Consider the following 12041-nt stretch of genomic DNA (forward strand, 5'->3'; position numbering starts at 1 on the left):
TGTTGTACAGAAATTAGTTTTCTTAAAATATAAAATTGCAATGAAAAAAATATTTTTATCCCTACTTTTAGGAAGCTCTATTATTTCAATAGCGCAAGAAACAACTATAAATGATGCATTGAGGTATTCAATAAGTAACATAACTGGAACTGCACGTTTTAGAGGAATGAGTGGTGCTTTTGGAGCCGTTGGTGGCGATTTATCATCTATAAATGTAAATCCAGCAGGTTCTGCTTTTTTTACAAATAATTTTGGAAGTATTTCTGGATCAAGCTTTAATGTTCGTAATAATTCTAATTATTTTGGAACAAAAACCAAAGAAAATTATAGTACTTTAGATTTGAATCAATTAGGAGCTGTATTGGTTTTTAATGATAAATCAGGAAAATCAGATTGGTCAAAAATTGCGGTAGCATTAAACTATGAAAATATAAGTGATTTTGATAATAGTTTATATTCTGCTGGCGTAAACCCAACGAATTCTATTTCTCAATACTTTGTTAATCAGGCGAATTATATTGCAAATACAGATTTTAATGATTATCAATATGAAATGGCTTATGAAACCTATATTATAAATGAAGATGCTTCTACACCTAATTTATATGTATCAAATGTTCCTTCTGGCGGAAATTATTTTCAAGACAATTATGTAACAAGTAATGGTTTCAACGGAAAATTATCGGCTAACATAGCTACTGGATATAAAGATAAATTATTTTTAGGTTTAAACTTAAATGCACATTTTACGGATTATGTTCTTACTACAAGTTTATATGAAAGTAATGACAACCCAGCCAATTCTGGAGTGCAACCAACGGTGAGAAATATTATTTTCGATAACCAACTAAGTACTTATGGCTCAGGATTTTCTTTAAACGTAGGCGCAATTTATAAAGCTACTGAATCATTACGATTAGGCGTTGCTTATGAATCGCCAACTTGGTATAGATTAAATGATGAATTGATTCAAGATTTATATACCAATGGAAATGAAAATGTACCATCGGGTGATATAAATAGATATTATGGAAGCCCTATTTTTGTTTTCCCAACATATAAAATTCAAACGCCAAGTAAAGTAACTTTCAGTGGTGCTTATATCTTTAATAAAAAAGGATTAATTAGTATTGATTATGCGATGAAAGATTATAGCAATACCAAATTTAAACCAACAAGTGATAGTTTTTACAGAAACTTGAATACGCAAATGAATAATCAATTAAACAATGCTTATGAATTAAGAATTGGTGGCGAATACAAAATTAAACAATGGAGTGTTCGTGGTGGTTATCGATTTGAAGAGAGCCCATACAAAGTAGATTATGCGATGGGAGATTTAACAGGATATTCTGCTGGTTTAGGGTATAACTTTGGTGAAAGCCGTTTGGATTTAGCATACGCAAACGACCACAGAAATTACAATTTAGCTTTTATTTCTTCAGGAATGAATGATACAGCAAGAATAAGAACTACGAATAACAATGTAACGCTTACCTACTCTATCAATTTCTAAGAAATTAAGAACAAGATATCAAACCACTTTCTCAACCGAAGTGGTTTTTTCATACCCATACACAACTACTAGCCCCGATGGAAGCGACATCCCGCCTTAGCGGATATAGCGGAGAGCGGGACAAAAACATTAAAAAATCACCAAACGCTGGTGCTTCTACTAATTATTTTATGTAATTTTGTACCTCAAATTTAAAAGCATGAGAACCAAATCGTTAAAGAAAAATAAAATCAATGTAATTACACTTGGATGTTCTAAAAACACTTACGATAGCGAAGTTTTAATGGGACAACTAAAGGCCAACGGAAAAGATGTAGCGCATGAACAAGAAGGCAATATTGTAGTAATTAATACCTGCGGTTTTATTGATAATGCAAAGGAAGAATCGGTAAATACGATTTTGGAATATGTTGACAAGAAAGAACAAGGCTTAGTTGATAAAGTTTTCGTTACCGGATGTTTATCTGAAAGATATCGCCCAGATTTAGAAAAAGAAATTCCTGATGTTGACCAATATTTTGGAACTACCGAATTGCCTCTTTTATTGAAAGCTTTAGGTGCCGATTACAAACACGAATTACTTGGCGAACGTTTAACAACAACTCCAAAAAACTATGCTTATTTAAAAATTGCAGAAGGTTGCGACAGACCTTGTAGTTTTTGTGCGATTCCGTTAATGCGTGGAAAACACGTTTCGCAACCTATTGAAAAATTGGTTAAAGAAGCTGAAGGTTTAGCTAAAAATGGTGTAAAAGAATTGATTTTGATTGCACAAGATTTAACCTATTATGGATTAGATTTATACAAAAAACGTAACCTTGCCGAATTGCTTGAAAACTTAGCTAAAGTTGAAGGAATTGAATGGATTCGTTTGCATTATGCTTTCCCTAGTGGTTTCCCAATGGACGTTTTAGATTTGATGAAACGTGAACCAAAAATTTGTAATTATATAGATATTCCGTTGCAACATATTTCAGATGATATTTTGAAATCGATGAAACGTGGTACTACGAAAGAAAAAACAACAAAATTATTACAAGAATTTAGAGAACGAGTTCCTGGAATGGCAATTAGAACGACTTTAATTGTAGGTTATCCTGGAGAAACACAAGAAGATTTTGAAATTCTACGTGATTGGGTGCAAGAAATGAAATTTGAACGTTTGGGTTGTTTTACTTATTCACATGAAGAAAATACGGGCGCTTTTGCTTTAGTTGATGATGTGCCACAAGAAGTAAAACAAGCACGTGCAGCTGAAATCATGGATTTACAATCGCAAATTTCTTGGGATTTGAATCAGGAGAAAATTGGACAAACTTTCAAATGTGTTATCGATAGAAAAGAGGGTCAATATTTCATTGGAAGAACCGAATTTGATAGTCCAGACGTGGATAATGAAGTTTTAATAGACGCTTCTAAATTTTATCTAAAAACAGGTGATTTCGTAAATTTAAAAATAACCGATGCTACAGAGTTTGATTTGTATGCGGAGCCTGTTTAATCAGTGTTCAAAATTATATAAAAAATCCTTGCAATTTTGTTGTGAGGATTTTTTATTTGAAATGACATTTGTCATATCATTTCTGATTTTTTGATAGTAACTTTGAGTATACTAATAAAAAAACCAATATTATGATAACGAAACATCCTATTTATCAAGACTTTCCTGAATATGCAGACAAGATTAAAGACTTGTATCATCACAATGATGAATTTCAAGTTTTGTTACATTCATATACTGAATTAGATACTAAAATCTACAAAATCGAAACCGACGAAGAATTAGCAATGGATGACGAATTAAGTCATTTGAGAAAAGATAGAGTTTTTTTGAAAGATGAAATTTATAATTTTTTAAAAAACAATTAGAAACAACAACCTAAACCAACAAAAAGCCGCTTTAAAAGCGGCTTTTCTATTTTCATTATAACAATGTTGAAGGACAAACATATGCAGTTTTTGGCAACTGAGTGGTTTTTGCAATTTCATTAAAACCTCCAGAAACATCTACAAAATTATCAAATCCATTTTGTTTTAGAATAGAAGCTGCAATCATACTTCGATAACCACCTGCACAATAAACTACAAAAGGTTTCTCCTTTGGAAATGCTGTAATATTTGCCAATAGTTGGTTTAATGGAATGTTTTCAGAATCAATAAGATGCTCTGAATCAAACTCGCTTCTTTTACGAACATCAAACAAAAGTAAATCTTCCGTTTGAAGTATTTGTTCTAATTGTTCACCTGTAATTCTTCTGAAAGAATCAGTTTGTTTTCCAGCGTTTTTCCAACTATCAAATCCGCCTTCTAAATACCCAATTGTACCATCATAACCTACTCGCGATAAGCGAATCATACACTCTTCTTCTCTTCCAAAATCGGTTACTAAAAGAATTTTTTGATTTATATCTGATACCATTTCTCCAACCCAACTTGCAAAACTTCCATCAATTCCAATGTTAATACTATTTGGAATAAACGCTTTTGCAAATTCATTAACGTTTCTTGTATCTAAAATTAATGCTTGAGTTTGCTCGGCTATCATTTCAAACTGATCTGCCGTTAAAGGATGTCTAGCTTTTTTCATCACATCATCTAACGATTGATATCCCATTAAATTCATGATGACATTTTTTGGAAAATAACCTGGTGGCGTTGTCAATCCGGTTAATAATTCATCCACAAATTCATCTTCAGTCATATCTGGTCGTAACGCATAATTGGTACGTTTTTGATTTCCTAAAGTATCTGTGGTTTCCTTACTCATGTTTTTACCGCAAGCGCTACCAGCACCATGGTTTGGATATACAATTAAATCATCACTTAAAGGCATGATTTTTTCACGAAGCGAATGAAATAAATATCTTGCTAATTTATCTTGTGTCAAATCTGCAATCACATGTTGTGCTAAATCTGGACGACCTACATCTCCAATAAACAAAGTATCTCCAGAGATGATTCCGTGTTCCTTACCGTTTTCATCTATAAGTAAATAAGTCGTACTTTCCATCGTATGACCTGGCGTATGAAGTACTTTGATTTTGTAGTTTCCTAACTCAAAAAATTGACCATCAGTTGCAACTGTAGCTTCATAATTTGGTTTTGCAGTAGGTCCAAAAACAATTTCTGCACCTGTTTTTGCTTTTAAATCTAAATGACCACTAACAAAATCCGCATGAAAATGAGTTTCAAAAACATATTTTATTACTGCATTGTCTTTTTTAGCTCTATCAATATAAGGTTGTACTTCTCTAAGTGGATCAAAAATAGCAGCTTCACCATTATTTTCAATATAATAGGCAGCATGAGCAATGCAACCTGTATAAATCTGTTCTACTTTCATGACGTAATTATTTTAAGGTGCTAAATTATACCGAATTAAAACATCATAAAATGACAAATATCATAAATGTAATTTACTCAGATAAAACCCTATTAATTTGAACAAATCTTTTTGAATAATAAGGTTCTTTAGTAGAAGAAATAATTACACCCGCTTGTACTGAAGAATGAATAAATTTGATTTCATCTTCTAAAACCTCCGTAATCATTCCAACGTGGTTAATGCTTCCTCTTCCATTAGTAGTAAAAAAAATCAAATCGCCTTTTTGCGCTTGATTTCTATCTACTCTTACACCAGCTCCAACCGCCATTGAACCAGAAGAACGTGGCAAAGTCATATCGATGTGTTTATACGTTGCAAACATTAAACCCGAGCAATCGAAACCTGCACTGGTTGTTCCTCCACCGCGATAACGAGTTCCAATATGTTCAGATGCTTTGGCTATTAAAAATTCAGCTTTTGACATATTCTCTAAAGAAAGTGGTTTTGCCTCAACTATTTCTTTAGTTTCTGTAGGTACTTTAGCTAATTCTGCGGTTCCAAGTTTAATAATTAATTGATATCCTTCAGGAAGATTTTCAACTACTTCTTCATTCAACTCTTTTAAATCGTTCAGCTTAATTTTGTATTTTTTTGCAATTTTGTACAAAGTTTCGCCTTTTTGAACGGTATGAATTTTATTTCCCAATTCATCTTCGCAGTCAATTTGAATTGTATTTACATTTGTATCAGTTTGTATTACAACTGTTTTAGGTTCATCTTTAGCAACTTCAACTTCATAATCTTTAATTCTAATTTTGTTCCCAATTTGAATAGCTTCTGGTTTTATATCTGGATTAAGTTCTTTTATTTTTTCTAAGGAAATTTCGTATTTTTTTGCAATTTTATACAACGATTCTCCTACCTCAACTATATGAAATTCGGTTCCATCTACATTCTTTGAAGTAACTTTTTTCTTTTTATTCTCGGTCTTAGAATTCTTGTTTGGAATGAGTAAAACTGTTTTTAATTGTAATAATGTTCCTTTTGTCTTTGGATTCAATTCATAAATATCAGACTCCGTTACTTTATATTTTTTAGCAATTGAATAAAAAGATTCGCCTTCAACTACAGTATGTTTAATCGTTTTTTGCGAAAAAACCATACTGGTATAGCAGATAAATATAAAAGTAATAAGAGTTATGAATCTCATAGAAAACTATTTTAGATGGATTGGAGTAAAATTTTGAGTTTGCAAGGTAAAAAAAACTCCCATTTTATAGGGAGTTTTAACATTATTTTATCTTACAACGGAATATTTCCGTGTTTACGTTTTGGTGTATCAACTACTTTATTTTCTAGCATACTGAAAGCTTTAAGTAACTTTCTTCGGGTATCGCGTGGCAAAATTACCTCATCGATAAATCCGCGTTGAGCAGCGGTATAAGGATTTGCAAACAACTCAGCATATTCTGCCTCTTTTTCTAATAATTTTGCTGCTGGATCTGCTGCTTCACTAATCTCTTTCTTGAAAATAATTTCTGAAGCTCCTTTTGCTCCCATTACAGCAATTTCAGCACTTGGCCAAGCAAAATTCATATCAGCACCAATATGTTTAGAGTTCATTACGTCATAAGCTCCACCATAAGCTTTACGTGTAATTACAGTAACTCTCGGAACTGTTGCTTCGCTAAATGCATATAATAATTTGGCTCCGTGAACAATAATTCCGTTCCATTCTTGGTCGGTTCCTGGTAAGAAACCTGGCACATCTTCTAAAACTAATAACGGGATATTGAAACAATCACAAAAACGTACAAATCTTGCACCTTTAATAGAAGATTTTACATCTAAACAACCTGCTAAATATTTTGGATTATTAGCCACAATTCCTATACTTCTACCACCTAATCGAGCAAAACCTACAACTATATTTTCGGCAAAATCTTTATGAATTTCAAAAAAAGAATCTTCATCAATGATATTCGCAATTACATCGTGCATATCATATGGCTTATTCGCATTATCAGGCACAATAGTGTCTAATTTTTCACGTACTTCGTTACCTAAAACATAAGGCACTTTTGGTGTTGTTTCTCTATTATTTTGTGGAACATAGCTCAATAATTTTTTAATATCTTCTAAACATTCAATTCCGTTTGGAGAAGTAATATGAGCCACACCTGATTTTGTTGAATGTGTGCTAGCACCTCCTAATTCTTCTGAAGTAACTTCCTCGTTTGTAACTGTTTTTACCACATTTGGGCCTGTAACAAACATATAACTATTTCCTTCAACCATCATGGTAAAATCGGTCATTGCAGGCGAATAAACTGCTCCACCTGCACAAGGTCCAAGTATTGCAGAAATTTGTGGAATAACTCCCGAAGATTGAACATTTCTGTAGAAAATATCTGCATAACCACCTAATGATCGAACACCTTCTTGAATACGTGCGCCACCTGAATCATTTAATCCAATCATTGGCGCACCGCTTTTCAGGGCCATATCCATTACTTTGCAAATTTTTTCAGCATGTGTTTCAGATAATGAACCTCCAAAAACTGTGAAATCTTGAGCAAAAACATAGACAATTCTACCATTTATTGTTCCATATCCAGTAACTACTCCATCACCATAATAGATTTCTTTCTCCATTCCGAAGTCAGTAGTTCTGTGGGTTACTAACATACCAATTTCTTCAAATGAACCTTCATCCAAAAGATACTCAACTCTTTCACGAGCAGTTAACTTCTTTTTAGCATGATGTGATGCAATTCGTTTTTCACCTCCACCTAATTTTGCTAGAGCAATTTTATCGTTTAATATTTTTATTTTATCTTCCATTTTCTTTCAATGTGTCAATTAGACAATTTGTCGATGTGTCAATTAATTTGGTAATCGTAATACTTTTTGATCTTCAAGATATTTTTGCAATGCAACCATAGCGGCAATTTCTGCTTCTGTATCTAATTTTGATTTAAGTTTTTCAGCATCATAATAGGCTTTTACAAAACCGGTATCAAAATCTCCAGAACGAAATGCTTCATGCTCCATTACAAACTTTCCGAAAGGCAAAGTAGTTGCAACACCTTCAACGTGATAATTATCGATGGCTTTAATCATTAATTCAATAGATTCTTCTCGTGTTTTTCCGTAAGTTACTAATTTGGAAAGCATTGGGTCGTAATAAATTGGCACATCCATTCCTTCTTCAATTCCGTTATCCACGCGAATTCCTTCTCCTTCAGGCAATTTATATGTACTTAAAAAGCCAACATTTGGTAAGAAATCATTCATAGAATCTTCAGCATAAACACGAAGTTCCATAGCGTGACCGTGAATTTTTAAATCTTCTTGTTTAATATCTAATGCTTCACCACGAGCCACACGTATTTGCAATTCAACCAAATCTAATCCCGAAATCATTTCTGTTACTGGATGTTCTACTTGTAAACGTGTATTCATTTCTAAAAAGTAGAAATTATGATCTGCATCCATTAAAAACTCCACAGTTCCTGCACCAAGGTAATCACAAGCACGAGCAACTTTTACCGCAGCTTCACCCATTTCTTTTCGCTTTTCTGGTGTTAAAATACATGAAGGAGCTTCTTCAACAACTTTTTGATGACGACGTTGAATACTACATTCTCTTTCAAAAATATATAAAACATTCCCATGACTATCAGCCATGATCTGGATTTCAATGTGTCGTGGTTTGGTTACATATTTTTCAATAAAAACCGAACCATCACCAAAAGCAGAAGTTGCTTCACTAATTGCACGATTCATTTGCGATTCAAAATCTTCCTCTTTTTCAACCACACGCATTCCTTTTCCACCACCACCAGCGGATGCTTTTATCAGAATTGGAAAACCAACAGCTTTTGCAGTTTTCTTTGCTTCTTCCACATCAATAATTGCATGATCCACTCCAGGAACCATTGGAATGTCATATTTCATAACTGCTTCTTTAGCCGCTAATTTACTTCCCATCATTTCAATAGCTTTCGATTTTGGTCCGATGAAAATGATGTTGTTTTTTTCGCAAGCTTCAGCAAAAGATGAATTTTCACTTAAAAATCCATAACCTGGATGAACAGCATCAACGCCTAAATCATTACAAACTTCAATGATTTTATCACCGCGCAAATAGGATTGACTTGAAGCAGCTTCTCCAATGCAAACGGCTTCGTCAGCATATTTTACATGAAGTGCATTTCTATCGGCAGTTGAAAAAACAGCTACAGTTTTAATGCCCATTTTTTTTGCGGTTTTCATTACTCTAATGGCAATTTCACCGCGATTTGCTACTAATATTTTTTTAATTTCTTTCATTATATTTTTTGTTTCAAGTTTCAGGTTTTAGGTTAAAAAAGTCTTTGTAAAAGTTTAAATTGATGTTTACATATAATCACAAACAACAACTTGAAACTTTAAACCTGAAACAATTACTTCTATTCAAATTCAACTAATAATTGTCCTTTGTCTACAGCATTTCCTTTTTCTACAGCAATAGACTTAATAACGCCATCACGTGGTGAAAGGAAACTATTCTCCATTTTCATGGCTTCAAGAATTAATAAAGGGTCATTTTCTTTTACGGTTTGACCAACTTCTACGCTGATTTCAAGAATTAAACCAGGCATTGGTGCTTTGATTGCATTAACAACTTTGGTTCTTCCGCGCTCAATTCCCATACTTTTGATTAATTCATCTAAAGCATCTGAAATTGCAACTTCATAAGTGTTGTTATTGACTTTGATAGTATATTTTTTTGCAATAAAATCTGCTGAAACAATTTCGACTTTATAAGGTTTACTATCTTTTAAAACATGAAATTTTGAATCTTCAACACAAATCGCATCGAGTTTTTTAAGGTCGCTTTCGGTAAATTCAAAAGTATTTGAATTGTTAACTAAAAGCTTATAATTGGCATCCATATGAGATTATTTTTAGTTGTCGTAAACTTACGAAAAGAAATCGTTTTCGAAAATGATAAATCTCATAAAAATTGTAAAAATGCTATAGCTTTTTATCGGTTTAGGTAAACCTTAATTAATTCGAGTAATTTTTGTTTTTGGATAGGTTTAGAGATAAAATTATTAAATCCTAATTTCTTTATTTTATCCAATTCTTCTTCAAAAGAGTAAGAAGTTTGGGCAATAATAGGAATTGTTGGATTGATTTTTCGAATTTCGGTAAAAGCCTCATAGCCGTCAAGATTTGGCATTTTTATATCCATTAAAACCAAATCTATTTCTTGATTTGTTTTGCAAAATTCAACAGCTTCTACTCCATCTTTTGCACGAATAATCTTGAAATTATAACTTTTTAAAATATTTTCGATGAGTAAAAAATTAATGTTATCGTCTTCAGCTACTAAAATAATTTCCTCTTTTCCTAAATTTGTATTAACTTTTATTTCAGGAACAATTTCTTTTTTGGTTTCATTCTCATTGGCATAATTGAGTGGAATTGATACAAAAAATGTAGAACCAACACCTTCTTGAGAAGTAAAATTAATTTTTCCTCCAAGCATATCAACATACGCTTTTGAAATTGCTAAACCTAAACCAAGACCTTCATTTGCTGAAATTCCTTTCGCATTTATTTTACTAAATCGCTTAAAAATATTTTCTTGAAAGGCTTTCGGAATTCCTATTCCAGAATCTTTTACACTGAAATTAATCTTGTTGCTTTTTTCGTCAACTTCATAATCTAAAATAACAAAACCTTCTTCAGTAAACTTATAGGAATTGTTCAATAGATTGGTAACAACTTCACCTAATTTAACTTTATCAGAAATAATTTGCTTTTTAATCTGCTGTTCAGGTTTTACTAATTTAAAAGCTACTTTTTCATTACTATATAACTTTTCATACGATAGAAAAATCTGTTGGATGAACTCATCCAAATCAAAAGGCTGCAAATTTGGTTTAATTAATTGAGAATCTATTTTGGACATTTCCACCAAATCGTCAATGATTTCTAAAAGATTTTTACCACTTTGTTGAATTACTTTTATGTATTCATTTCTTTCTTTATCAGACAATTGCGAATTAGAAAGCAAATCAGAAAAACCTAAAACAGCATTCATTGGAGTTCTAATTTCGTGCGACAAATTCATTAAAAAAGCAGATTTTAATTTATCGCTTTCTTCGGCTTTATTTTTAGCAATTTCTAATTCTTTTGTTTTTGCTTGATTTTCTTCAAATAGTTTTCCGATGTATCTAAATTCTCCTTTAATATTTTTTAAAGATTGAATCGAACTTGCATCACCGGTTTTTAATATTTTCTTAATAAAGCTCAAAGGCAATTTAGACCATTTATTTGCGTAATAATAATAGATAACCCAAGATAAAATTAAGGCAATGGTAATAACTATTAAGATGTATTTTGTTATCCAAAAATCGATATTAAAAGCTCTTTTATAAATTAGATGCTTAATAACTTTATTGTTATAATCTTTTAATGGCATCACTAAATAAACAGCTTTCGATTTTACTTCTGGATGCTTAAAAAAATCGATATTTGATGTACTTATTTTTTCAAAATTGGCAAAATACTCATTGTCTAATAATCTTGCCATAAAAAAACAGCCTGATGGTTTTGTTTTATTTTTATAAGGATCATCTGATGGATGAATGGTTGCAGCACAGATTTCTACAACTCCTTCAGGTATTTTTAAATAAAATTTATCAACTTTTTTCTTTAATAATTTATCAATTGCTTCTTGCGGAATAAATTTTACGGTCTTAATTTTTGGTGAAGAAACTTTTGTTATAAAATTACCTTTAGTATCATACACACAAACATATTCAACTTTATAAGTATCCAAAACATTGGCAACCGATGAATTGAACCATTTGATATCTTTTGTTTTTACAAAATCAACAAATTCATCCCAATAGGTTATTTCGACTGCTAAAGAAGTGTAATTTTCGGAATTTAATTTAACTAACGAATTGATTTCGTTTTTGTAGATTTTATTACTTGAGTCATAAATTTCTTTCTCTTGTACTTTCATATAATAGTACAATGAAGCTACTAAGACTAACAAAGCAAAAGACATCAGCGAAAGCAAGCTAATTACTCTTGTATAGGTAGAATCAACATTTTTAGAGAAAAAAAACTTCACATCGAGTTGAATTAGATGTTAAATTTATACTTTTTTTTCAATAAAAATAAAATATTAAATAA

General features: G+C 31.7%; 9 protein-coding genes. 3 read left to right on the plus strand and 6 right to left on the minus strand.

The window, feature by feature from the left end:
• Nucleotides 1–40: 40 nt before the first annotated feature.
• The 3 genes from M9Q43_RS05045 (at nucleotide 41) to M9Q43_RS05055 (ending at nucleotide 3385) form a co-directional block, all read left to right on the plus strand.
• On the plus strand, nucleotides 41–1516 hold the full coding sequence (locus M9Q43_RS05045; protein ID WP_262317877.1) for an OmpP1/FadL family transporter: 1476 nt from the start codon (nucleotides 41–43) through the stop codon (nucleotides 1514–1516).
• Nucleotides 1517–1715: 199 nt separating this feature from the next.
• Nucleotides 1716–3017 (plus strand): 30S ribosomal protein S12 methylthiotransferase RimO, encoded by a 1302-nt coding sequence (gene rimO / locus M9Q43_RS05050; RefSeq protein WP_262317878.1) that lies wholly within the window; start codon nucleotides 1716–1718, stop codon nucleotides 3015–3017.
• 131 nt (nucleotides 3018–3148) lie between these two features.
• The gene (locus M9Q43_RS05055; protein ID WP_262317879.1) at nucleotides 3149–3385 is read left to right on the plus strand and encodes a YdcH family protein; all 237 of its coding nucleotides are present in this window, start codon (nucleotides 3149–3151) and stop codon (nucleotides 3383–3385) included.
• A 55-nt stretch (nucleotides 3386–3440) separates the two neighbouring features.
• Here M9Q43_RS05055 and M9Q43_RS05060 read toward each other — a convergent pair whose 3' ends face one another.
• From M9Q43_RS05060 to M9Q43_RS05085, 6 genes are all read right to left on the minus strand, one after another.
• A complete protein-coding gene (locus M9Q43_RS05060; RefSeq protein ID WP_262317880.1) occupies nucleotides 3441–4859 on the minus strand; it encodes an MBL fold metallo-hydrolase in 1419 nt (472 codons plus the stop codon).
• A gap of 73 nt (nucleotides 4860–4932) precedes the next feature.
• A complete protein-coding gene (locus M9Q43_RS05065; protein ID WP_262317881.1) occupies nucleotides 4933–6051 on the minus strand; it encodes a peptidoglycan endopeptidase in 1119 nt (372 codons plus the stop codon).
• Between the two features lie 92 nt (nucleotides 6052–6143).
• Nucleotides 6144–7685: an acyl-CoA carboxylase subunit beta gene (locus tag M9Q43_RS05070; protein WP_262317882.1), complete on the minus strand. Its 1542-nt coding sequence runs from the start codon at nucleotides 7683–7685 to the stop codon at nucleotides 6144–6146.
• Between the two features lie 42 nt (nucleotides 7686–7727).
• Nucleotides 7728–9167 carry an acetyl-CoA carboxylase biotin carboxylase subunit gene (locus M9Q43_RS05075; RefSeq protein ID WP_262318010.1) on the minus strand — a complete coding sequence of 480 codons (1440 nt, stop codon included), beginning with the start codon at nucleotides 9165–9167 and terminating at the stop codon, nucleotides 7728–7730.
• Between the two features lie 128 nt (nucleotides 9168–9295).
• Entirely contained in the window at nucleotides 9296–9781 is a 486-nt protein-coding gene (locus tag M9Q43_RS05080) for an acetyl-CoA carboxylase biotin carboxyl carrier protein subunit (protein WP_262317883.1), read from the minus strand.
• Between the two features lie 92 nt (nucleotides 9782–9873).
• Nucleotides 9874–11979 carry a response regulator gene (locus M9Q43_RS05085; RefSeq protein WP_262317884.1) on the minus strand — a complete coding sequence of 702 codons (2106 nt, stop codon included), beginning with the start codon at nucleotides 11977–11979 and terminating at the stop codon, nucleotides 9874–9876.
• Nucleotides 11980–12041: the final 62 nt, after the last annotated feature.

Origin of the sequence: Flavobacterium odoriferum (genome assembly GCF_025499515.1) — a bacterium.
GTDB classification, from domain to species: Bacteria; Bacteroidota; Bacteroidia; order Flavobacteriales; family Flavobacteriaceae; genus Flavobacterium; species Flavobacterium odoriferum.

Coding starts and splice junctions, on each gene's coding strand:
- M9Q43_RS05045 (WP_262317877.1), top strand. CDS start 41: ATGAAAAAAATATTTTTATCCCTACTTTTAGGAAGCTCTATTATTTCA.
- rimO (WP_262317878.1), top strand. CDS start 1,716: ATGAGAACCAAATCGTTAAAGAAAAATAAAATCAATGTAATTACACTT.
- M9Q43_RS05055 (WP_262317879.1), top strand. CDS start 3,149: ATGATAACGAAACATCCTATTTATCAAGACTTTCCTGAATATGCAGAC.
- M9Q43_RS05060 (WP_262317880.1), bottom strand. CDS start 4,859: ATGAAAGTAGAACAGATTTATACAGGTTGCATTGCTCATGCTGCCTAT.
- M9Q43_RS05070 (WP_262317882.1), bottom strand. CDS start 7,685: ATGGAAGATAAAATAAAAATATTAAACGATAAAATTGCTCTAGCAAAA.
- M9Q43_RS05080 (WP_262317883.1), bottom strand. CDS start 9,781: ATGGATGCCAATTATAAGCTTTTAGTTAACAATTCAAATACTTTTGAA.
- M9Q43_RS05065 (WP_262317881.1), bottom strand. CDS start 6,051: ATGAGATTCATAACTCTTATTACTTTTATATTTATCTGCTATACCAGT.